Source organism: Nitrosomonas sp. Nm51, from assembly GCF_900111165.1.
In the GTDB taxonomy this organism is placed as follows: Bacteria; Pseudomonadota; Gammaproteobacteria; order Burkholderiales; family Nitrosomonadaceae; genus Nitrosomonas.
Genome location: NZ_FOGH01000026.1, coordinates 1 through 23,411, shown reverse-complemented (window position 1 = coordinate 23,411; position 23,411 = coordinate 1). Strand labels below are relative to the sequence as shown.

The 23,411-nt window shown below is 45.4% G+C and carries 25 protein-coding genes and 1 pseudogene; 18 read left to right on the top strand and 8 right to left on the bottom strand.

Going from position 1 to position 23,411, the window contains the following annotated elements:
• Positions 1-24 precede the first annotated feature (24 nt).
• The 5 genes from BMY60_RS09695 (at position 25) to BMY60_RS09680 (ending at position 3,880) form a co-directional block, all read left to right on the top strand.
• Complete coding sequence (locus BMY60_RS09695) at positions 25-2,058, top strand: translocation/assembly module TamB domain-containing protein (RefSeq protein ID WP_090333243.1); 2,034 nt, start codon at positions 25-27, stop codon at positions 2,056-2,058.
• Positions 2,059-2,081: 23 nt separating this feature from the next.
• Positions 2,082-2,246: a hypothetical protein gene (locus BMY60_RS15775; RefSeq protein WP_177166644.1), complete on the top strand. Its 165-nt coding sequence runs from the start codon at positions 2,082-2,084 to the stop codon at positions 2,244-2,246.
• 64 nt (positions 2,247-2,310) lie between these two features.
• Positions 2,311-2,739 (top strand): YdbL family probable chaperone protein, encoded by a 429-nt coding sequence (locus BMY60_RS09690; RefSeq protein ID WP_090333242.1) that lies wholly within the window; start codon positions 2,311-2,313, stop codon positions 2,737-2,739.
• A 194-nt stretch (positions 2,740-2,933) separates the two neighbouring features.
• Positions 2,934-3,611, top strand: a complete 678-nt coding sequence (locus tag BMY60_RS09685; RefSeq protein WP_090333240.1) for a Bax inhibitor-1/YccA family protein — start codon at positions 2,934-2,936, stop codon at positions 3,609-3,611.
• 71 nt (positions 3,612-3,682) lie between these two features.
• Positions 3,683-3,880, top strand: coding sequence for a hypothetical protein (locus BMY60_RS09680; protein ID WP_256250783.1), 198 nt, complete (start codon positions 3,683-3,685; stop codon positions 3,878-3,880).
• A 99-nt stretch (positions 3,881-3,979) separates the two neighbouring features.
• Here BMY60_RS09680 and BMY60_RS09675 read toward each other — a convergent pair whose 3' ends face one another.
• The gene (locus tag BMY60_RS09675) at positions 3,980-5,674 is read right to left on the bottom strand and encodes a glutamine--tRNA ligase/YqeY domain fusion protein (RefSeq protein ID WP_090333239.1); all 1,695 of its coding nucleotides are present in this window, start codon (positions 5,672-5,674) and stop codon (positions 3,980-3,982) included.
• Positions 5,675-6,202: 528 nt separating this feature from the next.
• Here BMY60_RS09675 and rplM point away from each other — a divergent pair.
• The 6 genes from rplM to erpA all read left to right on the top strand — a co-directional run bounded on the left by rplM (position 6,203) and on the right by erpA (position 9,878).
• Positions 6,203-6,637, top strand: coding sequence for a 50S ribosomal protein L13 (rplM, locus tag BMY60_RS09670; protein WP_090333237.1), 435 nt, complete (start codon positions 6,203-6,205; stop codon positions 6,635-6,637).
• 8 nt (positions 6,638-6,645) lie between these two features.
• On the top strand, positions 6,646-7,038 hold the full coding sequence (rpsI, locus tag BMY60_RS09665) for a 30S ribosomal protein S9 (protein WP_090333236.1): 393 nt from the start codon (positions 6,646-6,648) through the stop codon (positions 7,036-7,038).
• Between the two features lie 97 nt (positions 7,039-7,135).
• Positions 7,136-8,170, top strand: coding sequence for an N-acetyl-gamma-glutamyl-phosphate reductase (argC, locus tag BMY60_RS09660; protein WP_090333260.1), 1,035 nt, complete (start codon positions 7,136-7,138; stop codon positions 8,168-8,170).
• A gap of 31 nt (positions 8,171-8,201) precedes the next feature.
• The gene (locus tag BMY60_RS09655) at positions 8,202-8,939 is read left to right on the top strand and encodes a DUF6776 family protein (RefSeq protein WP_143057410.1); all 738 of its coding nucleotides are present in this window, start codon (positions 8,202-8,204) and stop codon (positions 8,937-8,939) included.
• 14 nt (positions 8,940-8,953) lie between these two features.
• The gene (locus BMY60_RS09650) at positions 8,954-9,364 is read left to right on the top strand and encodes a bactofilin family protein (RefSeq protein ID WP_090333233.1); all 411 of its coding nucleotides are present in this window, start codon (positions 8,954-8,956) and stop codon (positions 9,362-9,364) included.
• A 166-nt stretch (positions 9,365-9,530) separates the two neighbouring features.
• Positions 9,531-9,878, top strand: a complete 348-nt coding sequence (gene erpA / locus BMY60_RS09645) for an iron-sulfur cluster insertion protein ErpA (protein WP_090333258.1) — start codon at positions 9,531-9,533, stop codon at positions 9,876-9,878.
• Between the two features lie 35 nt (positions 9,879-9,913).
• Here erpA and BMY60_RS09640 read toward each other — a convergent pair whose 3' ends face one another.
• Positions 9,914-11,011: an anhydro-N-acetylmuramic acid kinase gene (locus BMY60_RS09640; protein WP_090333231.1), complete on the bottom strand. Its 1,098-nt coding sequence runs from the start codon at positions 11,009-11,011 to the stop codon at positions 9,914-9,916.
• A gap of 145 nt (positions 11,012-11,156) precedes the next feature.
• Positions 11,157-12,524 carry a M23 family metallopeptidase gene (locus BMY60_RS09635; RefSeq protein ID WP_256250782.1) on the bottom strand — a complete coding sequence of 456 codons (1,368 nt, stop codon included), beginning with the start codon at positions 12,522-12,524 and terminating at the stop codon, positions 11,157-11,159.
• Between the two features lie 152 nt (positions 12,525-12,676).
• Here BMY60_RS09635 and tyrS point away from each other — a divergent pair, with 152 nt between their 5' ends.
• Both tyrS and BMY60_RS09625 read left to right on the top strand, forming a co-directional pair.
• On the top strand, positions 12,677-13,879 hold the full coding sequence (gene tyrS, locus BMY60_RS09630; RefSeq protein ID WP_090333228.1) for a tyrosine--tRNA ligase: 1,203 nt from the start codon (positions 12,677-12,679) through the stop codon (positions 13,877-13,879).
• 248 nt (positions 13,880-14,127) lie between these two features.
• Complete coding sequence (locus BMY60_RS09625) at positions 14,128-14,628, top strand: hypothetical protein (RefSeq protein WP_090333226.1); 501 nt, start codon at positions 14,128-14,130, stop codon at positions 14,626-14,628.
• Positions 14,629-14,812: 184 nt separating this feature from the next.
• Here the strand turns inward: BMY60_RS09625 and BMY60_RS09620 are convergent, their stop codons facing one another.
• Positions 14,813-15,904, bottom strand: a complete 1,092-nt coding sequence (locus tag BMY60_RS09620) for a YncE family protein (RefSeq protein WP_090333225.1) — start codon at positions 15,902-15,904, stop codon at positions 14,813-14,815.
• Positions 15,905-16,366: 462 nt separating this feature from the next.
• On the opposite strand from BMY60_RS09620, the gene BMY60_RS09615 reads away from it, so the two are divergent.
• The 3 genes from BMY60_RS09615 (at position 16,367) to BMY60_RS09605 (ending at position 19,091) form a co-directional block, all read left to right on the top strand.
• A complete protein-coding gene (locus BMY60_RS09615) occupies positions 16,367-17,758 on the top strand; it encodes a YncE family protein (protein ID WP_256250781.1) in 1,392 nt (463 codons plus the stop codon).
• Between the two features lie 134 nt (positions 17,759-17,892).
• Complete coding sequence (locus tag BMY60_RS09610) at positions 17,893-18,477, top strand: SCO family protein (RefSeq protein ID WP_218141671.1); 585 nt, start codon at positions 17,893-17,895, stop codon at positions 18,475-18,477.
• The gene (locus BMY60_RS09605) at positions 18,477-19,091 is read left to right on the top strand and encodes a hypothetical protein (protein ID WP_090333223.1); all 615 of its coding nucleotides are present in this window, start codon (positions 18,477-18,479) and stop codon (positions 19,089-19,091) included. The genes BMY60_RS09610 and BMY60_RS09605 overlap by 1 nt, the downstream gene beginning before the upstream one ends.
• Before the next feature lie 139 nt (positions 19,092-19,230).
• On the opposite strand, the gene thiO is transcribed toward BMY60_RS09605, so the two are convergent.
• Positions 19,231-20,322 carry a glycine oxidase ThiO gene (gene thiO / locus BMY60_RS09600; protein WP_090333255.1) on the bottom strand — a complete coding sequence of 364 codons (1,092 nt, stop codon included), beginning with the start codon at positions 20,320-20,322 and terminating at the stop codon, positions 19,231-19,233.
• 151 nt (positions 20,323-20,473) lie between these two features.
• Here thiO and tnpA point away from each other — a divergent pair, with 151 nt between their 5' ends.
• A complete protein-coding gene (gene tnpA / locus BMY60_RS16680; protein WP_090333222.1) occupies positions 20,474-20,704 on the top strand; it encodes an IS200/IS605 family transposase in 231 nt (76 codons plus the stop codon).
• 15 nt (positions 20,705-20,719) lie between these two features.
• Here tnpA and BMY60_RS09590 read toward each other — a convergent pair.
• The 3 genes and pseudogenes from BMY60_RS09590 to BMY60_RS09580 form a co-directional block, all read right to left on the bottom strand.
• Positions 20,720-21,782 (bottom strand): annotated as a pseudogene (locus BMY60_RS09590) (IS3 family transposase); the annotation flags it as partial.
• 119 nt (positions 21,783-21,901) lie between these two features.
• Positions 21,902-22,198, bottom strand: coding sequence for a type II toxin-antitoxin system RelE/ParE family toxin (locus tag BMY60_RS09585; RefSeq protein WP_090333220.1), 297 nt, complete (start codon positions 22,196-22,198; stop codon positions 21,902-21,904).
• A complete protein-coding gene (locus BMY60_RS09580) occupies positions 22,195-22,449 on the bottom strand; it encodes a type II toxin-antitoxin system ParD family antitoxin (protein WP_090333219.1) in 255 nt (84 codons plus the stop codon). The genes BMY60_RS09585 and BMY60_RS09580 overlap by 4 nt, the downstream gene beginning before the upstream one ends.
• A gap of 173 nt (positions 22,450-22,622) precedes the next feature.
• Here BMY60_RS09580 and BMY60_RS09575 point away from each other — a divergent pair, with 173 nt between their 5' ends.
• Positions 22,623-22,919, top strand: a complete 297-nt coding sequence (locus BMY60_RS09575) for a hypothetical protein (protein ID WP_143057409.1) — start codon at positions 22,623-22,625, stop codon at positions 22,917-22,919.
• Positions 22,920-23,411: the final 492 nt, after the last annotated feature.

Genomic DNA, 23,411 nt, shown 5'->3' with positions numbered 1-23,411 from the left:
ATGCGTTAATATCGGCTATCCGACATGTTTAACAGACAGGCCATATTCTTTTTACTTACCTTAATAATATTTTGTCTGTTGATGTTATGCGCCTCAACAGCCTTTTCCAGGATTGCGTTACTAATCGATGACATCGAGCATCCGGTTTTTAAAGCGCAGTCAATCCAGATTCGATTTAGTGACGTGCGCAACGGATCAGAACAACTAAAAATCGTCATTGCCAAAATTAAGGTACAGGATTATGTCTGGAAAAACGTTCAATTGGCGTGCAGTGTATTTCAGTACAATAGTACAGCAATTACATGTCAGGACGGATATGTAAAGATTCCTGAATTGATCTCGTTTCCAGTTACGCTGTATTTTTTTTCCGATCAGAAAACGATTAAAATCAAGAGTCATCCTGCAAGAAATGAAAACTGGGAGATTACTTTACAGTGGCATGATACGTCTTGGCAGGGTATTGTAACAATTCATAATGTCCCCTTGGATTCAGTTGCGGCTTGGCTGCCGGATCATGAACGGATACCAAAGCCCGGAAGTGGCCGAGTGAACGGGACCGTATTATTTTCCGGAGATGAGACGGATCTGAAGTCTGCTGGAATAGATTTGTCGATAAAAGCGTTGTCATTTTCTGATCAGGCCGGACTGCACGCGGGAGAAAATATCCAGATAGCATTTAAAGCCGGTTTAAACCGATCTTCGTACACGAACCCGAACCAGTGGCATTGGCATAGCGAAATATACTGGCAGCAGGGTGAAGTTTTTTGGCAGCCGATTTATATGGCGGCGGCGGATCAACATTTAAGTTTGCAGGGCATAATTGACGACGAAGCCGTGCGGTTGTTGGATGGTACTTTGATGTTAGCGGGTCTGGGAACATTTCAATTTTCAGGGAATTTCAATATTTTGGACAGACAGTTAAACGCTTTTGAGCTGAAAGCTGATAATATTCAATTATCAGCATTGTACGAACAGGTGCTACGGCCATTTCTGCAGGATACTGCATTTGCTGAAATGGAATTTACAGGGCATGCTGATTGGGTCGTGCATCTGCGTGACGATGTAGTGCAATCGATACAGCTCGATTTGGATGAAGTGAGCATCGTCGATACGCGTGATCGATTTGCGTTTTACCGCATTAATGCGCACATTCCATGGTTGCATGAAGGTGCCACGGTTGCCGACATTAGTATTCAAAACGGTCACATATTACAAATTCCTTTGGGAGCGGTACGTGTGCCGCTGGAACTAAACCGGTTCAAAGTGTTTTTACCACAGCTTGCTTTACCTGTGCTTGATGGACTATTAAAACTGGAAAATTTTAATGCGGCGTATGCAGAAAAAGGATGGCGCTGGAAGTTTAGCGGAGGATTATTGCCTGTTTCGATGGAAGCGTTAACTGATGCATTGCAAATCCAGCATATGCGCGGCACTTTGTCGGGTTATATACCTGAGGTCCGTTATGCTGGTAACAGCATTTCAGTAAATGGAGTGCTGCAACTCAGGGTTTTTGACGGCAGTGTCGTAATACACAATCTCAAGTTGATTGAACCCATGGGATTAACGCCGCATCTAAAGGCTGATGCTGCAATGCGTGATCTGGATTTGGAATTGCTGACCGGAACGTTTTCATTTGGAAAGGTAGAGGGACGGGTGGATGTAGATGTGCAGAATCTTGAGCTTGCCGATTGGATGCCCGTTCACTTTGATGCACGGTTGTTCAGCAGTCCGGGCGACTATTCCCGTCGTATCAGTCAGGCAGCGATTGAAAATATTTCAGCGTTGGGAGGAGAGGGTGCGGTTGTTGCGATCCAGCGCAGCATATTGCGTTTTTTCGAGGAATTTCGTTACGCGGAAATCGGCTGGCGTTGCAAATTGCGGCTTAATATATGTTATATGGGTGGCATCGAATCCGAGCCGGCGCCCCGCTATACGCTAGTGAAGGGTGGAGGTATCCCCGCGATTACAGTAATGGGCTATAATCGGGAAGTTGGATGGCAGGAACTGATCAGTCGATTGCAACGCATTACAAGTGAGAATGAACCGATTATTCAATAAATTGTTGACACTGTAGCTTAGGCATGCAAAGAAAATTAATTTGGGTGGCACAGTTCGTATTTGCGATCATATTGTTATCGGCATGTGTTACGATCAATATTTATTTCCCCGCTGCAGCTGCTGAAAAGGCTGCTGACAAAATTATTGAAGAAGTCTGGCAGTTGGAAGGTGAGAAAAAACAGGAATAGCTGCCTTACTGAATTTGTAAGCAGGCGGATATTAAATAAGCCAGTTAATTTTTTTGAAATAGTTATGAACAGTCGCACGAAATATTTTTTGCTGCTGTGGCTTTGTTTATGGTTTGCTTCAGCACCAATGCTTGGCCATGCAGAGGCCAATCTCGAAGTCAATACACCGGCCATTACCAGTATCAAACAGCGAATGCAAAGCAGGCATGCCGAACTTGTTGAATATTACAATAGCGGGGCTATCGGTTTGACCCAGGATGGTATGATTACTGTTCGCGACGCGAGTGCTGTCTCTTTGGCTAAGCGTCAGCAGGTCAATTCACTTGTCTCAGTAGAAAATCAGGACAGGAGCGCGCTTTATCGTGAAATCGCGCGCGCGAATAATCACCCTGAATGGGAGTCCAAGATACAGTCAACATTTGGTCAACGCTGGATAGATTTGGCAAGAAAAGGTTGGTGGTATCAGACTGGTGGACGTTGGATGCAAAAGTAAAGCACACGCAAACTTGTATAGTATAAAACCAAATTAATTATATTGGTTATATGGGTAGTTCGTTGTGCAGTTAACTAATGACCTGTTGGTGATAGGGTTTTGTGTGATATGCTTGAACTAAACAAAATGGTAGTATGTCTCAGTATTTTGGCAGAGATGTCTGATATTTAATTCTCAAGAGGAGGTTTTTTAATATGGATCAAAACTACTCAAGTATTGGCAGAGGTTCACAAACAAGGCAAGCTATAGAAATTAATAAGGTATTGCGTAATACCTATATGTTGCTGGCAATGACGTTGTTGTTCAGCGGATTTACGGCAACCGTTTCAATGATGATGAATATGCCGCCGATGACTTATTTATTATCGGTGATCGGCGGTATGGTGATTGCCATGTTCGTGTTGCCGAGATTCGCGCATTCTACAGCAGGTATCGGTATTGTTTTTCTGATTACCGGTCTTTTAGGATTCGGACTGGGGCCGATACTAAGCATGTATGCTTCGGTGCCTAATGGCAGCAATATCATCATGCTGTCTCTGGGTGGAACAGGCGTTATCTTTATGGGTCTGTCAGCGTATGTTTTAGCGACACGAAAAGATTTCAGCTTTCTCGGTGGTTTTTTGATGGTGGGTTTTTTACTGGTGTTGGTCGCCGCAGTTGCAAATATCTTTCTGGCAATACCGGCCATGTCGCTGATGATATCTGCAGTTGTGATTATGCTGATGAGCGGTTTTATTCTGCACGATACCAGCCGTATTATTCATGGTGGCGAAACCAATTATATTCTGGCAACCATCGGATTGTATATGACGATCTTTAACATCTTTATCAGCCTGCTGCAGATTCTGGGTATTATGGGCGGGGACGATTGATTTTTACATGCTCTGATTGTAAACAAAACCCCGGCAAGCCGGGGTTTTGTTTTGGGTTAAATGACTAAAGAATGGAAAGTGATATCGATATGGACTGGATGAAAATAGTTGCAGCAATGGCCCTGATCATGTTCATCATCTTTTTATTTCCAAGAGCCCGTCATATGATGGAAAATAGCCCTAAAGGTTCATCTTCTGACTGGATGGGTTTCATTGTGCCGATACTGGTGATTTTGTTATTTATCATGTTGCTCGTACAACTGGTATAGTTATTGCCCTGGGTCGCCCGCTTTGTTGAGAAACGATGTGAATATACTGGCTTAACAGATAGGTCGCGTTCGTTCTTTACTTTGCACAAAAGAAACAATTTACATGCCTGCAACCTTTCCCCAGGAATCACGTAGTGTGACTGTCCGATTAAATACGGGCCTGCCGGGCTGGCTGTCAACGTTGTCCGCGATAAAGTAGCCATTGCGTTCAAATTGAAAACATTGTTCTGGTTCCGTTTTATGCAGTGCTGGCTCTACGTAAGCTTGAATGGTTGTTTTTGAATCCGGGTTGAGTGCATTTTTATAATCCTTATCACTGCTGTCAGGATAAGGATCTGTAAACAAACGGTCATACAGACGGATTTCTGCGTTTAAGGCATGTCGGGCCGACAGCCAGTGTATATTCCCCTTTACCTTACGTTTTGCAGCGCCATCAGTTCCACTTTTGGTTTCAGGGTCGTAGGTACAATGGATCGCGACCACACTGCCTAGTGCATTTTTTTCAATTCGAACGCATTTTACAATGTATGCATAGCGCAGGCGTACTTCTCCACCAGGCTTGAGACGAAAAAAACCTTTAATCGGTTCTTCCATAAAATCATCTTGTTCTATATATAAAACTTTGGTAAACGGTATGGTGCGTTTACCCCATTCAGTTTTTTGCGGATGATTGGGCGCGAAGCAATTCTCTTCCTGGTCATCTGGATAATTGTCGATAATCAGTTTCACAGGATTCAAGACCGCAATACGGCGTGGAGCATGCTCGTTTAGGTCTTCCCGCAGGCAATCTTCCAGTACACTCATATCGATCCAGGAATCGGCTTTACTGACGCCGATGCGTTCTACAAACATATGAATTGAGCGTGGCGTATAGCCGCGCCGGCGCACCCCGGCCAATGTACTAAGACGCGGATCATCCCAGCCATCGACAAGTTTTTGTTCAACCAGCTCGATGAGTTTGCGCTTGCTCATAACAGTGTAGGTTAAATTTAATCTTGCAAATTCAATTTGTTGCGGGTGGCACGGTAATTTTTCTTGCAATTGATCAAGTACCCAATCATAAAGGGGGCGGTGGTCCTCGAACTCGAGTGTGCACAGTGAGTGCGTAATATTTTCAAGCGCATCGGAAATACAATGTGTATAGTCATACATGGGGTATATACACCATTTGCCGCCTGTACGCTGGTGATGTGCATACCGGATACGGTAAATGACCGGATCACGCAAGTTGATATTTGGCGATGCCATATCAATTTTGGCGCGTAACACATGCGTACCTTCAGCAAACTCACCATTTTTCATGCGCCGAAACAAATCGAGACTCTCTTCCGCAGTACGGTCGCGGTATGGGCTATTTTCGCCCGGCGTGGTTAATGTGCCGCGCCGTTCGCGTATTTTTTCGGTAGATTGACTGTCGACATACGCTTTGTTCTGGGTAATCAAATATTCCGCAAGCGTATACAGCTGGTCAAAGTAGTCCGAAGAAAAATATAGATATTTCCCCCAGTCAAAACCCAGCCATCGTACATTGTCACATATGGCATCCACGAATTCCTGCGCTTCCTTTTCGGGGTTGGTATCATCAAAGCGCAGATGGCAAACACCGCTGTATTCTTCAGCAATACCGAAATTCAAACAGATGCTTTTTGCGTGTCCGATATGCAGATACCCATTGGGTTCTGGCGGGAAGCGGGTCTCGACGCGTCCCTGCCATTTGCCTGTGCGGTTGTCTTCGTTAATAATGTTGCGGATAAAATTGGAAGCAATTGTTTCTTCAGAGGATGGGTTTTTCATGGAATGTAATGGATCTGTCATATTCAGGTGTGTGGTTGCTAGTGCGCTATCAATATGATATTGCCAGGTACGGCGTTGCCGTGGCGTTGTGCAACAGGCGCAGCACGCAGGAAAGGGCTGCTTCCTTTTCTCAAGTACTGTAACACAGTTGCAGAACACCACGGTAACGCCCTGTGGGCGAGCTAGTCAGCGTCCATGGTCTGCGTTGCGTCTTTTGACAATAGAACGACTGTTGCCTGCAAGGCACGTCTTGCCATAGTCACTGACAAGCTCACTGAACCCGGCAATATCATATGGATAGAGCGCTAGGATTGTGTACTAACTAATAAACAATTGGTAATTGGTTTTGCAGCTTGTGACGCAGGCCAGTAAAAACAACTGCCAAGCCATCCGTCTTCTTAATTATAACTTCGAATATTTGAAAATCCATCTGAAACTAGGCATTTTTCAGCCGTTATTTGTTTGACTTTTTGCGCCGTCTCGAATAGAATTCCCGGCTCTTTTTGAATTTGCAGGATAGATTTTTTCGTGAAAACATTCTCAGCAAAACCGCATGAAGTTAAGCATGATTGGTATGTTGTCGATGCAACAGATAAAGTGTTGGGGCGCCTTGCTTCTGCGATAGCACATCGCTTGCGTGGCAAGCATAAAGCCATTTATACACCGCATGTTGATACCGGTGATTATATCATCGTCATTAATGTCGATAAGTTGCGTGTGACCGGTAACAAAGCGGATGACAAAAAATATTACAGGCATACAGGTTATCCGGGTGGATTATATGAAACCAACTTTAGGAAACTGCATGCGCGTTTTCCCGGCAGACCCCTTGAAAAAGCAGTCAAAGGCATGCTGCCTAAAGGACCACTGGGATATGCCATGATTAAAAAGCTAAAGCTGTATGTGGGTGATGTTCATCCACATGCGGCTCAACAACCTCAATCCCTTGAAATCAGGGCATAGTTTAAACGATGACTACACAATATAATTATGGAACCGGCCGGCGTAAAAGTGCTGTAGCCCGTGTTTTTATAAAGTCTGGTACAGGCTCGATTATTGTTAATAGCAAGCCTGTCGATGAGTATTTTTCACGCAAGACAGGGCGAATGATCATTCGCCAGCCGCTGGAATTGACAGAACACCTGGCAACATTTGATATTATGGTGAATATACATGGTGGTGGCGAATCAGGGCAGGCGGGTGCGGTGCGTCATGGTATTACCCGTGCTTTGATTGATTATGATGCTGAACTTAAACCAGTGTTAAGTAAAGCCGGGCTTGTTACGCGTGATGCACGTGAAGTTGAGAGAAAAAAGGTTGGTTTGCGAAAAGCAAGGCGGCGTAAGCAGTTCTCCAAACGTTAAGGTCTTATCATATTGATTGCAAAAAAGCCGCCGCTCATGGCGGCTTTTTTGTTTTATCATATTTACAGGGAATTTAAATAAGAAAATTTGGAATCAAATGATTAAAGTCGGTATTGTTGGCGGGACAGGCTATACAGGTGTGGAGTTGTTGCGGTTTCTGGCCCAACATCCTGAAGTGAATATAACTGCTATTACATCGCGCAGTGAGGCGGGCTTGGAAGTTGCAGAACTTTTTGCAAGCCTAAGAGGGTATATTGATCTGAAATTCAGCGATCTGTCCGAATCAAAACTCAATCAGTGCGACCTTGTTTTCTTTGCAACGCCCAATGGGATTGCGATGCAACAAGCTGAGGCATTAATAGATGCGGGTGTGAAGATAATCGATCTGGCTGCGGATTTTCGCATAAAAGATATCCCTGTGTGGGAGAAATGGTATGGCATGCAACATGCGTGTCCCGAATTGGCGGCGCAGGCTGTATACGGTTTGCCGGAGGTAAATCGAGACGAAGTAAAAGATGCGTATCTGGTCGCTAATCCAGGGTGTTATCCAACGGCTGTGCAATTGGGTTTTTTACCAGTGGTTGAGGCCGGGATTGTTGATATCAATCATCTGATTGCCGATGTAAAATCAGGTGTGTCCGGCGCAGGCAGGAAGGCGGAAGTCCATACGCTGCTGGCGGAGGTATCCGATAATTTTAAAGCGTATGGTGTTCCGGGTCATCGGCATCTTCCCGAAATCACACAAGGATTAGACAGAGTCGCCGGTAAGCCGGTCGGTCTTACATTTGTGCCACATCTGGTGCCGATGATTCGTGGTATTCATGCGACATTGTATGCGAAGCTTACCAAAAAGCGCAAAATCGATCTGCAGGCCTTATTTGAAGAACGGTACGCGAAAGAGATGTTTGTGGATATACTGCCGGCTGGAAAGCACCCCGAGACAAGATCGGTGCGCGGCTCGAATATCTGTCGTATTGCTGTGCACAGACCACAAAATAGTGATACTGTTGTCATTCTGTCGGTTACCGACAATCTGGTCAAAGGAGCAGCGGGACAAGCAGTGCAGAATATGAATATTATGTTTGGATTTCCAGAAACAATGGGCATCAGCCAGATTCCACTGATACCTTAATACATTGTCAGCTCGACGGTAAGTGTTGAATGTGAGTAAACGGTTCAAAACAAGCTCTGGATTATTGCCTGAACGTGTAGTTATTCGTCCTTATGTGCCATGGCGGGCTCGTTTGCTGACTATCGTTCTGGTCTGCTTGCTGATATTAATGCTCTCTTGGGGTATGTATGAAACGGGCAGAAGAACGGCAGGTATAATCGATGCCGGATCATTGACAAAGCTGAGCGAGCCGTACCATGTGGCGACATGTTTGCAAAAAAAACGGACGCAATTATGTACGCAGCTTGCCGAATTGACAAGGCAGTTCCAGATTGTTCAGACGACTAATGAAGACTTGACCAAGCAAACCCGGTCACTTAGTAAAGAAAATAACAGATTGAAAGAAGAGCTCGATTTTTTCGAGCATGTGATGTCCGGTAATACAAAGATTGACAATGGAATTTCAATACACCAGTTCAGTCTGAAAAAAGATGCGAAATCCGGCGTATATCGGTATTCTGTGTCAATGGTACAGGGCGGACAGCGGCCCCAAGATTTTAAAGGAAGCCTGAAATTTTTTGTGAATCTTCGGCAAAATGATCAGAGAAAAACGGTATCGTTGACGAATAAAGAAGCTGAACAAAGTTTTTCGATAAGCTTTAAGTTTTATCATAGAATAGAAGAATCGTTTAAAGTGCCGCCCGATGCGATTGTAGAAAGCATGAAAGTACAGGTTTTTGAACAGAACGATGCACAGGCAAAGTTGACCCAGACTGTTGAGCCTACGTAGTGAGGGAGAAAATTATGTTTGGAAAAAAAAAGAAAGCCAAACTTCATAGTCACATTGATACATTGATCGGTGCGCAAACACAAATCACGGGTGATATCTGTTTTAGTGGCGGTTTGCGGGTAGACGGGAATATCAAAGGAAATATTGTCTCAGAAGATGGAGAGCAGCACACATTAATACTCAGTAATGCCGGTTATATTGAAGGGAAAATACAAGCCGCTAATGTAGTCATTAATGGAACAGTAAAAGGACCTATCCATGCGTCCAGATATCTCGAATTGCAGGAAAATGCACAAATTCATGGAGATGTGTATTATGGTTCAATCGAAGTCAAACTGGGCGCTTCTGTCGATGGAAAAATGATTCATCAAGATAAACTTCAGTCCGAGAAACTGGTCACATTAATACCGGCTGCATCTGAATAGTGGATTGCAACAATTCAAGTGGACTTAAACTGAAAACAAATGCTGAAAATATACGAATGATCAACAAAAAAAATAAAGAAATGAAAAATTTCCAGGTGAGGATGATTCCTTATCAATCTGATAAACAAATAACTTTGTATGAGCAAAAATGATTGCTGAAGCTGGTATGTCTAGTACTACAGAAAATTCACCCATCCTGTTCACCGAGAACGCTGCAAACAAGGTCAAACAGTTAATTATAGAAGAAGGTAATCAGGCGCTTAAATTAAGAGTCTTTGTTAGTGGCGGTGGTTGTTCCGGGTTTCAGTATGGTTTCACATTCGATGAGTCGGTCAACGAAGACGATATGGTTATGGAAAAAAATGGCGTGCAGTTGCTCGTCGATTCAATGAGTTTCCAGTATCTGATGGGAGCTGAAATTGATTATGAGGAAAACATACAGGGAGCTCAGTTTGTCATCAAGAATCCGGGTGCATCCAGTACGTGTGGGTGCGGTTCTTCGTTTTCTGTTTAGGATTTAATCTTTTTCATCTATACACTCCACGTCAATCATGCGGGATGGATGGCACCCAGAATCCGTTGTCCTTTTGCACCGGTGGCAGCGGGTAAGTTTCCCGGTTGCTTCAAAATTGTTTGGCGGGCCAGCCAGGCAAAAGCGCTTGCTTCGACCCAGTCTGCAGGTATGCCAAGTTCATCGGTCAACGCAATTTTCTTGACGGAAAGATTTTTTTTCAATTGATTTACCAAATATAAATTGTGCGCACCGCCACCGCATAAGTAGGCTTCGTCTGTTTCCGGATAAAATGTCTGTATCGCTTGTGAAATAGACGTTACTGATAACTGCATCAGCGTTGCTTGCACATCTTCAGGCTGTTCGTCCTGTAAATGGCTTTCCAGCCATTTAAAATTGAACAGGTCTCTACCTGTGCTTTTTGGCGGAGGGGTGGAAAAGAAGTCTTCAGAAAGAAACTTCTCGAGTAGAGACGGAATGAAACGGCCCGTTGCCGCCCAATTGCCATTATCATCATAGGGTTTTCCTGTATGCAGCTGACACCATGCGTCCATGAGCATGTTACCCGGACCGCAGTCAAATCCACTAACTTCTCCAAATGGGTCGAGATAGGTCAAGTTGGCGATGCCGCCAATATTGACAATGACACGACGTTGATCCGAATGCATAAACGCTGCCTGATGAAAGGCGGGGACCAGCGGTGCGCCCTGACCTCCAGCGGCGAGATCGCGGTTTCTGAAGTCGGAAACAACGGTAATGCCGGTCAACTCGGTTAATAACGCGGCATTGACAAGCTGTATAGTGTAGCCCCCGTTGATTTCGGGGCAATGCCGGACTGTTTGTCCATGGCATCCGATTGCCATTATATCCTGCGCTGATACGGTGCTGTCTCGTAGAAGACTCTCGACCGCGGTTACGTAAATGCGTGCCAGCTGGTTGCTAAGCAATGCAGCTGTATTCAACTCATCGTTGCTGGAATGATGTAGCGCGAGTAATTTTGATTTAATTGCATTATCGTAAGGAAGAAAAAAGGTTTTTACAAGCGAATGCTTTTCCGTTCCGAAATCAATCAGTACGGCATCGACGCCATCCAGACTGGTGCCGGACATAATGCCGATATAATAAGCAGACTCCAAGAATTAGCTCATCCTAAAAAGCATGGGCATAACATATATATATAAGTCCTAACAGCATTTTAAGCAGACGCTAGCAATGCGATGTTTTTGCCACTTAATCTTCCCTGAACTTGTATATATTTTGTATAGCTGCTGCAACAATCAGCTAGTCGTTCGAAGCGAGATGAAGATTTCGCATGATATCCAGACGGGAAAGTAACGATTCGGCCTGATTCTGAAAAGCGGGCAAATCTTTTTTTGCGATTGGCGTTGCTGTCGGCAAGGCTATTTTTGACGGATCACGTTGCACGCCATTGACGCGTAATTCGTAATGCAGATGCGGGCCGGTTGCCATGCCAGTCATGCCCACGTAATCAATAACGTCACCTTGGCTGACGCGCGTGCCGTTGCCAAGTCTTTTGGCAAAGCCTGATAAATGTCCATAAGCGGTTTCGTATTGGTCATCATGCTTAATGATGATGAGCTTGCCATATCCTCGCTGGGTACCGGCGAATGTTACTTTGCCATTGGCGGTTGCCTTCACCGGTGTTCCGGTTGGGGCTGCATAATCAATACCCTTGTGCGCGCGCCATTTTTTAAGTACAGGATGAAAGCGCGCATTCGTGAAACCGGAACTGATGCGTGAAAACTCAAGCGGCGCTTTTAAAAAGGCTTTGCGCAGACTTTCCCCTTCGGGCGTATAATAACCGGAGTCGCCATTGGATGACTGGAAATAAATTGCCTGGTAAGTTTTGCGCTGATTGGTGAATTCGACAGCGACGACCTTGCCTGTTTTGGCGGTTCCGCCACCGCCGTCGATTAACGTTTCATAAACAACGGTAAAACGGTCCCCCTGGCGCAGATCGCGGTGAAAATCAATCTCGGACGCCAGAATATCGATCATTTGAGCGGCGATATTGTTGGGAATACCCGCTTTGTCAGTTGCGGCAAACAGCGAGCTGTTGACAGTACCTGATTTCATCTGTATCTGCGATTCAAGTTCAATTTTCTGCTCGGACATCTTGAACGCCTGTTCCGTTTTTTCCATCAGAAACAGTTCTTCCTTGCCGAAGAAATAGCGCAGCGTTAACAAACCGCCATCTGCAGTTGTTTGTGCGTAAATGGTTTTGCCGGGCTGTAACCGGCGCATTGCACGGCTGTCGCGTGCCGTGCGCAGAAAATCCTGCTTATCATGCTGATTGACATCGAGACGGCCCAGGATGGCGGCAATGGTGTCGCCGCGGCGTATGGTCTCCTGCCGCCAGAATGACTGTTCTGAGGTGGCGTTTAATTCAGGCAATACCTCGGGCAGATACAAATCGCGCACGACTTCTTTAATCTCGACGTCGTGAAGTGAGGGTGAATGAGGCGCGATGCCGAATGCGGTGACAAATCCAAATAATGGTATGGTTGATATGGTAATTAGCCAGCGGAGCGTTTTTTTGGTCAGTCCGGATGATTTTTGAGCTAGAATCCTTGATTTGTTGCGTATCGGCATAAATCGCATATGGGACGGTTCCTCCCTTTCGTTCATATTGATTCAATTCACATCATGTTGCCTATTAATGTTAATTCTAACACGATAAATTAAAAACATTGTACCTAAGTACACTATACAGGTGTAGTAGAATTAAGCATTTAGGGGGTTGTGAGACCAGATTGAAATTATTTGTTAAAAATTAAGTTGTGAATAAAACAGTCAATCAGCAGATAGAAAAAATCAAGTACGGTAGCCATGAGTTATTGATAGAAAAGGAACTGGAAAGCAAACTGGGTACTGGCAAGCCGTTACGGGTAAAGGCAGGATTTGATCCCACTGCGCCGGATCTGCATCTTGGCCATGCAGTTTTGCTGAATAAAATGCGGCAATTGCAAGAACTTGGACATCATGTGTTGTTTTTAATCGGTGACTTTACCGGTATGATCGGTGATCCCAGCGGTAAAAATACCACGCGCCCGCCGCTGACACGTGAAGAAGTAGCTGAAAACGCCCGGTCTTATACAGACCAGGTATTCAAGATACTGCATCCTGAACAGACAGAAATCGTGTTTAATTCCGTTTGGATGGACAAGTTCGGTGCAGCAGATCTGATCCGGCTGGCATCGGCTTATACCGTAGCGCGGATGCTGGAACGTGATGATTTCGAAAAGCGTTATCATGGCAATCAGTCCATTGCAATTCACGAGTTCTTATATCCGCTGGTTCAGGGTTACGATTCAGTCGCGCTGAAAGCCGATCTGGAATTGGGCGGAACGGATCAGAAATTTAATCTGCTGGTGGGGCGCGAACTGCAAAAGCATTTTGGCCAGTCCCAGCAATGCATTCTCACCATGCCCTTGCTGGAAGGTCTGGATGGTATCAATAAAATGTCCAAGTCGCTTAAGAACTATGTCGGCATTACAGAAAACCCAAAAGAAATTTTTGGTAAATTGATGTCGGTTTCAGATCAGTTGATGTGGCGTTATATTGAATTATTGTCATCCGAACCGCCAGAAACTGTTCGGAAATGGCGGCAGGAAGTTGCAGCAGGACGGAATCCAAGAGATATCAAAGTTATCTTTGCACAGGAAATTGTCGCCCGCTTTCACAGCAGGAATGCGGCGGAGTCGGCATTGGTTGATTTTGAAACGCGGTTTAAACGCGGTGCACTTCCTGACGATATGCCAGAAAAAACTGTCCGGATCGATGGCGAGGCTGTCCGGCTGACATTACTCATGAAACAGGCCGGGCTTACCGCAAGCACGAGCGAGTCGCTGCGTATGATAGATCAGGGCGCTGTCCGAGTGAATGGGGAAAAGGTCGAGGATAAATCGAGAGAAATACAGCTTAAAGAAACAATTGTCGTGCAGGTCGGCAAGCGGAAATTTGCCAGGATAACGACAGCATGAAGCTTTTACAGGTCGCTGAAAACGTTTTCGAGACAGTCAAGGCTGATAAAAAGGTAAATACAAAAAAAGGTAAATACAAGTGAGAAAGTGGCGTGTATGCACAGTGTCTCCATCGGCGATTGTTTTTTTGTAGCTTGCCGCAGACCATGTTTTTTATAATTATTTTATTCGGCAGATTCGTTCTTATGTACATTGTCCGATAACCTGATAACACTCGAATGCTTATCTACTAACTGTAAGGAAAAGCCATGATCCGTAATCCAATTGATGTATCTACACGCGTAAGTCCCAATCTCTCCGCTTTGATTGAAAACCGTTTGAATATGGTAGAGCCCGACGAATATGTCACGCTGGCTTTGGTGCGGGATTATTTGACCGACATGCTTTCAGCGGCATTTACCGAGACGGAACACATCCACCACTTTGATATTAATGACTCATTGCTCGACGAACTGGATGCATTGATTGAAGAATTTGGCGAAACGGCATTGGCAAATGATTTCGTGCAAAACAGCGCCAGCGAGCCCATGACACGGGTGATCGAGGCGGTGATTAACAGCAGGGATCAGGACAATCCGCCGACACTGGAAACAATCAGAGAAGCAATCGCAATGGGTCTGCCGGCAAGACTGGTAGGAGATGGGGTGCTGGATGAAGACGAGGACGATGCGTTGCTCGAGGAAATCGAAGCATTGATTGACCGGCATGGGGACGATGCATTGGCCGAGGAATTTTTGCGCTACGAATAAGACTGATTATGCGGTTTGTATTCATGCATTGATGGATTAAACGGAATATAAGGGCTGGTTGGACCGGTTTGGTAGTAGTGCTGATCCCCGTTGTTGATAAAAAACCGTGCATCTGTGTTGATGCACAGTTTTTTATCAGAAATGCCAGATTATTATCTGATGACGCAATTTACGGTCAGTTTGTTTAAGGCGCAGCATTTTTTTGCGCATCTGTCAGGCCGGCCTGCCATCCTGACGGCAGGTTCTGTACCCAGCCGTTATACACGTTGGGAATTGCCAACACACCCTGGCCCCCCATGCCTGCCAGGCTTACTACAGCGTCATCCGTAGCTGCAGTGTTGTCTGCCATGGAGATTGTGCCGGCAACAGTAGCATCGGAGAAATTGCCGTCGCCATTAGGGTCAGTGTCGACCACAATCAGCCTGTTGGAAAATTTACTGCTGACATAGGCATAATAACCTCCACCGGCTTTGGCACCGAAATTGACGCCATGACAGCCGGGGTCGCAAGGTAATATGGCCACGACCGTATCAGAGCTGGTGTCGACAACGGTGATGGTGCCGCCTGTATTTGCCGTGACCACGACTCGACCGGTCGGATCAACTGGTGTCTGAATCGGTAAAATTCCGGAATTTGCCGCGCCTTCGCCTGTTACGGGATTATAACCAGCAATCAGGTTGATGTACGGCTTGCCGCCGTTTGTAGCTACCGGAACCGGGTTACCGTCAAAGTCATAAACATTCAAAGAATGATCCAGCAGGTTAGCAGCGTAAACTCTGTTATTACCGACGCCAATCGCAATTGGATGCGGCCCGTGCGGGAAATTTCCACCAGCGGCCGGACGTGCCAGGATCTGTCCGGAATTGCCGTCATAGAAACCGGTATCCGATGTGTTGATGTTCGGTGTAACGATTTTTCCTTCCGGCGTAATCCAGTGACCATGTGGGTTTGCTGGAATCTGGCCAGGCATTTGCGTGGAGATGCTTGACACCGGCGTCGTCGTGCCAGCCGGAATGGTCACCACCCTGTTTTCGCCATTAATGGCCACGGTGATATTGTCATTGTTCGGTATTGTCATAACATGCGATGGCGAGTCGCCGATAGAGAAAAAAGTCGGATTATTTATTGTGGACTGGCTGGAAAAATCTTCAATCTCGATGTGGCTGTACTCGGATTGAATTCTGCCAACGATAGAAATTTGAGACCCGAAAGTGGGTGTTGCGGAGATTGAAGTGAAAAGACCGGTCAGGATGATAGTGATCCAATGCTTACTCATGATAGCCTTCTTATATAACAATAATATAAATGATAACAATAATCATTTATATTATTATATAATAGTGTTCTACATATGTAATAAACAGCTTTTAAACTCGTGCCGAATTGCGCAAGCGGAAAGATACAGCTGCATCGTTTCATTTTGATGAAACCGGAGCCGAACGATATAGCAATCGGACTGCGAATGATGCGTGGATCCTCACATCCCGGATTGACTGTCCATAAACGATAAATTGTTCAGAATAATGTGGGAAAACTCACAGGGAGTGACGTTTGTTTCAGATTATGATGCCGGGCGTTTTACGTTACGTTTTGCCCCGGAGCTGGATTGGTTTTTTGTTCAGTTCCGGGGTTTAATCGAAAGGCGTTGCATATGCGACTTTCGATTCGGTTTCTTAAGCCATTTAAACGCTTTTGCTCAATGGCTTAGGATTTCATGTCAATCTTGGAGGGAATTTAAATGATTTCAAAAATAAAGCTTGGCCATATGGCTTCGCTAACAGCAGCCTGTATGCTGGCATTTTCAGCCGGTACGCTTAGCGCTGAAGAAACTGAGTTCGACGGTGATGATGAAGTGCATTTTCGCAGTAACAACTATTCAGGCAACCACAGTCAGGCTGTTTACAATGAATATTTGCAGCCCGTCGTAACTGCAATCGATTACCACACCCGTGTAATTTATCTGTTTAATTATGATAATGACAAACTGATTATCGTTGATCCGCTGACCAGTATTAACGGCTGGCCGGGTGATATACCGCTGCAGCATACCGCGGTGCTGCCAGAGGGTGATATGATCTATATCACGTCTGACAACACAGAAAACCACCCATCTTATGTGATTGCATTGAAAGTACTCGATATTGACTGGAATGCGGGAACCGTGTCATTGAATCTGGAATCGCTGATGGCGGCTGACAATCCGAATACGCCGGCTGAACTGCCTTTCGTCGAGCCGGTCAATGATGTTCAGAATATACCCAACTGGCTGATCGGCAGAGGAACGCAGATTCATGGCAATACGTTGCTGCCTTATTCGGATTTCATGTATATGACCGAATTTACTTCGGACAGAGTGCGTGTCGTCGATCTCAAAACAAATCAGCTGGCCAGCGTCGATCCAATAGCAATACCGGGTTATACGGAGCAAACGCACGGCATTAACTTCAATCGCTCAGGCACTGTCGGTCTTGGTACCGGTTATTTTTTCGATAATAGCGTAATCGATGTATACAAGCCAAACAGAGAGACAGGCGAACTGCATGTGGCTGGCCAGATCATGTTGGGAAATGAGAAAAGACATGCTGCCTTTACGCATTTTGTCTACTGGCTGGACGAGCGTTTCGCTGTAACGGCCTCCATGCAGTTTGATAAGACGTCGTTGACGCCAGACACCACCAAAAGGATAATTCCGCCGAGCGTATGGTTGCTGGATACCGTTGAAGGGACTGCAACGAAAATCATCCGCCACACAAAACGTGTGAACGGCCGTGGCGTATTCCGCTCGCCTTCCGATCTGGCGGTTGTCAACGGCAAACTTTATTTGGCTGAGGAAGATACACTGGATTATAACTTTGGTGAAGACGGTTATATTTCAGTCTGGGATTTGACCGATCGCTACAATCCGCGTTTCATTAAACGGATGAAGCCGGGTCACGAGCTGCCGCAGGGTTACTCCGTTGCGCACACCATCAGCCCGACGCCGGATAACCGGTATCTGATCGTGGCAAGCTGGGTTTCCGGCTATGTGTTGAAGATAGATACGGTGACGGACCGGGTTGTTAAACAATGGGGTCCTGAAGATGGTCTGGTACAGCCGCATGGTATTTTTGCAGCAGGAGGGACCCGCTGATTCTCAGCGTTTTTAGTGCAAATCAAAACCCGTCAGCTGCGCAGGCAGATGCATATACTGGTCTCTGGCTGGTGGGCTTTTGAATTTCTGTACATATTCGTTATGCTCAGTATGTGAGGAGGTCTAAATTGAGAATGATTCTTTTTCATAAATACAATGTGTTTGCTATGGTAGTTGCAATGTATTTTTTCATGCAGACGAGTCTTGCGGCGGCACCACTTGTTCTGCCGCGCCCCGTCCCGCTACAGGCAGAAACCATCGCGCATCTGAAGCACGCGCATGCGAACGAAGATAGTCAATGGCAACTGGTGGTTTTCGGTTTTACCCGTTGCAAGGATGTTTGTCCGACCTCCCTCGGTAACCTGTATATGCTGATTCAGGCTGCTTCTGCTGAAAATATTCCAATGAACGGTACTTTCGTTTCAATTGACCCTGACCGGGATTCGGTTGATGCGTTATCGAGCTATACGCAACGGTTCGGATCCGATATTTCTTATCTGCGTTTTGAGGGAGAGGAACTGGCGCAATTTAAAGATAATTTCGGTGTTGAAGTCGCTTTCTATACAAAAAACGCGGGTAATATGGAAAATTATCAGGTTGATCACAGTACGACCGCATTTCTGATCGATCCGGAGGGTAGAATCAAAGTGATGTTTGATGCTGTGAAAGATGCTGCAAGCGTTGCGGAACTATTCAAAGGAAAAAGGGAGTTATTTTGATGATAATCAGAACCGTCTTGTTGCTTCTTCCGCTATTCCTGACAACCGGGCCGGTTTCAGCTATGCAGCTCGAGGCCGATCCGCGCATTATTATCTCCTTTATGGATAAATCACTGCCGCCAGAGTTGGATATTCTGCGCGTAACGGCCGATGTGTCTGAGAATAATCGTTTGATATTCCAGGTGCAAACCAAGGGGGAGCGGGCTAGTGGGGAGGATAGCGATTATGTCATGCTTCATATTCAGCATGAAAAAGCGTATGCACTGATTATCCCGTTAAACAGGGGAGCGGACGAAACAGTTAGGGTCTATGAGGCTGCGCTTCAGCCGGAAAATCAGTTGATTGCGATCACCTTTAAGGAATCCCGGATTAATAGAGAGCATGCAGGCTTTAGCGTCAGGCGCATAGATCGGGGAACGGAATTTACGATGCCGCTCGGCTGGATTAATTTCGGTGAGGATTTCGGTTTTGATGCCTATACCATTGATGCCAGTATACAAGAAGATACATTACAAATTAACGAGATCTACGATCAGGCAAGACGTGGGCGCGCTCAGGTTAAACAAGTATCTGCTATTACACTGCTGAACAACATTTGTTCACCCAAAAAATAGCTGTTGCCGGTTATATACTTGCTGTACTTCAAATTTTGGCACGCAATCAGATTTGGATTGGGTGTAATATGACGGCAGGAAGACCGATTCGATTTTTGAATACGATAAGTGTTCGGTAACGCTCTGTTATAGCAAGGCGTCAATATTGATACGGGTTAACGTCAAATGGTTGAGGCGCGCCAATCATGGTGTTTGTCAAAATTTCGGCACTGGCTGGAGCCATTGTCACGCCATATCGGAAGTGTCCGCTGTTTATATACAGGTTCGTTAAATCAGGATGTTGACCGATCGTAGGAATATTTAGCGGAGATGCAGGGCGAAGTCCAGACCATTGACGTATGACGGGCATTTTATATAATTGCGGTAGAATGGCAAGCGCACTTTTTAAAAGTTGCTTTCGTGCGGAAACTGTAATTCGTTTATTAAATCCTTTGTCTTCTGATGTACTCCCGATCAAAAGATGACCGTCCTTACGAGGAACAAGGTATGTACTGCTTTGTGTCAAAATAGCAGGTATTGGTGGATGCTCAAATTTAAACAATAACATTTGTCCGCAAATAGGCTTGATAGTCAAACCAAAGGCGTATTGCCCTAAAATCTTTGCGCTCCATGCCCCTGCAGCAATGACATAGTGATCTGCTGCGAATTGACCAGATGATGTTTCAAGTGTGCTCACACTGTTTCGTTTGACAATTAAACGTTGGACTGTGCAGTTTTCAATGATTTCTCCACCAAGTTGAATTACGCGCTGACGAAGTGCTTGTAATAATCTCGGCGTGCGGATTTGAGCGATATCGGGTAGCAAGATTGTTTGCTGCATAGTATCGCATTGTTTAATTGTTCCGTTTCTGTTAGAGGGTATGAATCGGGGCAATTTCAACTGATTTATATGGATATCATTTTTTGAACACCAATGTATTGCCGTTTTAATATCATATGGCGGTAAGACAATCATGCCACATTGACTATATTCTGGATCGATCCCCGTGGATGTATGCAGTGCTGACGCCCATTCTGAAAATAAGTTTGCGCTGTATTGTGTCAGGCGCGTAACGGCCTCAGGATAGTGCCACGGCATGAGCGGTGACAGTATGCCGCCTCCAGCCCACGAAGACTCCTGCCCAACTTTTCCTTGCTCCAGAAGTAGTACTTTAAAGCCCAGTCTAAGCAGACATTCAGCAGTTGCCAGGCCGATAATACCTGCGCCAACAATAATTGTTCCTCGTTTCATATTCATGCCATTTTTATTGTCCCGTTTTTTTGGTATAAAATCTCCGTCTTCAGACGGAAAATGGCTTTAGCCGTAGAAGTTATCTCATACTCTATCCTTTTAAAATGAGGGCCCCGTGAGGGGTGAAACCCTCATTTTAAAAGGATAGAGTATGAGATATACAACAGGTTGTCACACAATTTTTCATCATCGGTATCATATTGTTTGGACACCCAAATATAGGTACAAAGTATTACGAGGGAAAATTCGTGAAAGGATAAGGACTATTGTAAGGCAGGTTTGCAATGAACCGGGTGTAAAAATTGTCAGAGGTGTCCTGTCAACCAATCATCTCCATATGTTTGTAGAGATACCGCCACATATAGATGATCTGGTCAAGTAAAACCGGACACATCAGTTAAGCAACGTTCATTGTTTTTACATATTCGGCTTCATATTGATTTGGGCTTTTGTAATCCAGGTACGAATACAATCTTTGGCTGTTATAAAACACAGCGATATACTGCAGAACATCCTGCTGAGCTTCGTGACGGGTCTGGTGGTGTCGCCATTGGCAACGTTCCCGCTTAAGGTAGCCAAAGAAGCTTTCGGCAACCGCGTTGACGCTCAGCAATCTCTCAAACGACTCATGCTGCCTACAAACCATATGCTTTTAGTAACTTACGATAGGCTTTGCTGGCATACTGTGACCCACGATCCGAGTGGACGATCAGGCCAGGAGGTGGTCGGCGCTGCCAGATGGCCATCCTCAGCGCATCGCAAACCAGCTGCGCTTTCATTCGTGAGCGCATGCTCCAGCCAACCACTTTTCTGGAAAATAAATCGACGGCGATTGCCAGATACAGCCAGCCTTCCTGAGTCCAAATATACATGATATCACAGACATAAACCTGATCCGGCCTATCAACATTAAATTGACGATTCAGTATGTTATCAAACACCGGCTGTTTGTTATTACTATTTGCCGTCACTTTGTACTTCTTCCGATAACGTACTTTTATACCAGCTTCTCGCATGAGCCTTCTCGTTTTCCAGCGACCAACCGGATAACCCCGTGCATTCAGCGCCTGCTTCATCCTGCGGCTGCCACAGGCATAATTGCATGACTGAGCAATATTCTGCGTTGCATCAAGCAGTTCTCTGTGATACAAATCATCAGGTTGATTTCTTTGGCGTTTTGCATATTCATAATAAGCGCTACGACTGACACCCAATAGCCGGCACATCAGGACGACCGGGTAAGTCTTCTTCTTTTGGGTGATGAACGAATATTTCAATTCGTTTCTTTCGCGAAGAAGACTGCCGCCTCCTTTATATATCTGGCGCTCCAGCTTTAGTTGCTTGACCTGCGATTTCAGGCTTCTGATTTCCTGTTGTTCGGGTGTCAGTTTTCCATTGCCGCGAAACGCCTGCCCATCATCTTCCGCGAGAGAACGTTTAACCCACCGTCCAAGCATGTTGCAAGCCTTGCGTGATAATAAAGAGCATACGTAACGCCGTTCTTCTCAATCGACATTCCATTGCCCGACCTACCTTCGAACGCCGCACGATTATCCTATAGGCGAAGGTCTGGAGCCTTTTAAATTTTGCTGGATTGGTTCACACTGGGGAAATTCAGAACAATAATTCCACCCTCGTTCTCATTAAGCTGATAGACAATATAATTGCCCTTGAACCGCACACAACGAATACCCGGCCCTATTTCCGGTCTTTCGGCAAAAAGTGTCGGTGACTGACTGATTTTACGCACCACTGCCAAAAGTTCGCGACGGTATTGTGCCGCATGTTTCGCACCCCATTTCTTGCGGGAATATGCAATCTCATGTTCCAGTTTTTTCGCGGCTGTTTCTGAGAGCTGATAACGGTATTCGGTCATTCATCCTGACCGTATTTCTCCTCCATTTCAGAGAAAAACGCCTCACCGTTAATAAGTTTCTCCTTGCCGGAGTTTAGCCGTTTCTGAATGTCTTCAACCTCCTGACGCAAAAAAGACAGGTCGCGATCCTGACTAAAAAAGTCCCGTAACGCCTGACGAACAACTTCGCTGGCACTTCCGTACATGCCGGATTCAACCTGACTATGAACGAGATTTTCCAGTTCTTTCGGTAGGGATACATGCAGAGTCATAACGCAAAATCTCCAAAAATTTCTGTACAGTATACGATAGCAATAAATGTCAATTATTGTCAATCATAACGTATCACCTCCTGCTTGACATCTCATTATTTGATCCACCGTCGGTAACCGCATGGTTTCGGCGGTGTTTTTTTGCCGTTCAACATCAAGAGAAAGACCGTGCCATGAAAAAACATATTCCGCTTTTCCTTATCCCCAAAATCCGCAAGCGTCATGTGCTGCCTATTTTCAAAGATCATGAAACGCAATGGCGATTATTCGCTGAAGGTGCTCTCAGGAACAGAGTGTTTCATGAGGATGTGATCCGGCGCGGCAAAACCTGTCTGGCCTGCAACCGGCATTTCAATCATGACCATGCCGCCGTTTCATCCAAAATCGACAAACACCATCATTGTTATGTTCGGCTGTGTACCGGCAATATCCTGCCGGGATGTATGTACGTAAAGAAAGAGACAAACTAAGGTCGCATTTTGAGCAGAACCCATTACGCCTTGAGATGAACCCATGGGGTAGATCAGAGCTTAAATGTGCGTTGCTTGTGGCGGTCACGTTTATTGAACTGCTGCTACAAATGCGACCTCGCACAGAGTTTTTATTAAAGAATCATGACTAGAGCAGACTGCTCAGCGAGCGCTCTAACAAATTATTGCACCAGACTCGAACTGCGTTCCTCAAATTTGCATTCGCCATGCTCATTTTATGCAAATTTGTTCCACCCCGTTCGGCCTGGTAATTAAAGCGTTATCTCTGTTGAAGATGGACTTTCCCTATCCCACCGTCCGCTTCGGGTCGAATGCAGTCAATCAATGTCTGATTGTTTAAAAATCAATTGTTAATCGCACTAATACAGGTTATGATTGATTGCCGACAATATCACTGACTCACTGCCAGTAGTTCTTTGAGAGAGTCAGCCTGCGGTAAATGGCCAGCTGCATTGACCAAATACCGCGAAA

Excerpts from the sequence above, each read along its gene's own strand:
- BMY60_RS09580 (WP_090333219.1), bottom strand. The coding sequence starts at position 22,449 with ATGACTCTGCATGTATCCCTACCGAAAGAACTGGAAAATCTCGTTCAT.
- BMY60_RS09695 (WP_090333243.1), top strand. The coding sequence starts at position 25 with ATGTTTAACAGACAGGCCATATTCTTTTTACTTACCTTAATAATATTT.
- BMY60_RS09605 (WP_090333223.1), top strand. The coding sequence starts at position 18,477 with ATGATAATCAGAACCGTCTTGTTGCTTCTTCCGCTATTCCTGACAACC.
- BMY60_RS09685 (WP_090333240.1), top strand. The coding sequence starts at position 2,934 with ATGGATCAAAACTACTCAAGTATTGGCAGAGGTTCACAAACAAGGCAA.
- BMY60_RS09635 (WP_256250782.1), bottom strand. The coding sequence starts at position 12,524 with ATGAACGAAAGGGAGGAACCGTCCCATATGCGATTTATGCCGATACGC.
- BMY60_RS09620 (WP_090333225.1), bottom strand. The coding sequence starts at position 15,904 with ATGAGTAAGCATTGGATCACTATCATCCTGACCGGTCTTTTCACTTCA.
- BMY60_RS09615 (WP_256250781.1), top strand. The coding sequence starts at position 16,367 with ATGATTTCAAAAATAAAGCTTGGCCATATGGCTTCGCTAACAGCAGCC.
- BMY60_RS09650 (WP_090333233.1), top strand. The coding sequence starts at position 8,954 with ATGTTTGGAAAAAAAAAGAAAGCCAAACTTCATAGTCACATTGATACA.
- tnpA (WP_090333222.1), top strand. The coding sequence starts at position 20,474 with ATGAGATATACAACAGGTTGTCACACAATTTTTCATCATCGGTATCAT.
- BMY60_RS09575 (WP_143057409.1), top strand. The coding sequence starts at position 22,623 with ATGAAAAAACATATTCCGCTTTTCCTTATCCCCAAAATCCGCAAGCGT.
- BMY60_RS09690 (WP_090333242.1), top strand. The coding sequence starts at position 2,311 with ATGAACAGTCGCACGAAATATTTTTTGCTGCTGTGGCTTTGTTTATGG.
- BMY60_RS09625 (WP_090333226.1), top strand. The coding sequence starts at position 14,128 with ATGATCCGTAATCCAATTGATGTATCTACACGCGTAAGTCCCAATCTC.
- BMY60_RS15775 (WP_177166644.1), top strand. The coding sequence starts at position 2,082 with ATGCAAAGAAAATTAATTTGGGTGGCACAGTTCGTATTTGCGATCATA.
- BMY60_RS09585 (WP_090333220.1), bottom strand. The coding sequence starts at position 22,198 with ATGACCGAATACCGTTATCAGCTCTCAGAAACAGCCGCGAAAAAACTG.
- BMY60_RS09675 (WP_090333239.1), bottom strand. The coding sequence starts at position 5,674 with ATGAAAAACCCATCCTCTGAAGAAACAATTGCTTCCAATTTTATCCGC.
- erpA (WP_090333258.1), top strand. The coding sequence starts at position 9,531 with ATGTCTAGTACTACAGAAAATTCACCCATCCTGTTCACCGAGAACGCT.
- BMY60_RS09610 (WP_218141671.1), top strand. The coding sequence starts at position 17,893 with ATGATTCTTTTTCATAAATACAATGTGTTTGCTATGGTAGTTGCAATG.
- argC (WP_090333260.1), top strand. The coding sequence starts at position 7,136 with ATGATTAAAGTCGGTATTGTTGGCGGGACAGGCTATACAGGTGTGGAG.
- rpsI (WP_090333236.1), top strand. The coding sequence starts at position 6,646 with ATGACTACACAATATAATTATGGAACCGGCCGGCGTAAAAGTGCTGTA.
- thiO (WP_090333255.1), bottom strand. The coding sequence starts at position 20,322 with ATGAAACGAGGAACAATTATTGTTGGCGCAGGTATTATCGGCCTGGCA.
- BMY60_RS09680 (WP_256250783.1), top strand. The coding sequence starts at position 3,683 with ATGGAAAGTGATATCGATATGGACTGGATGAAAATAGTTGCAGCAATG.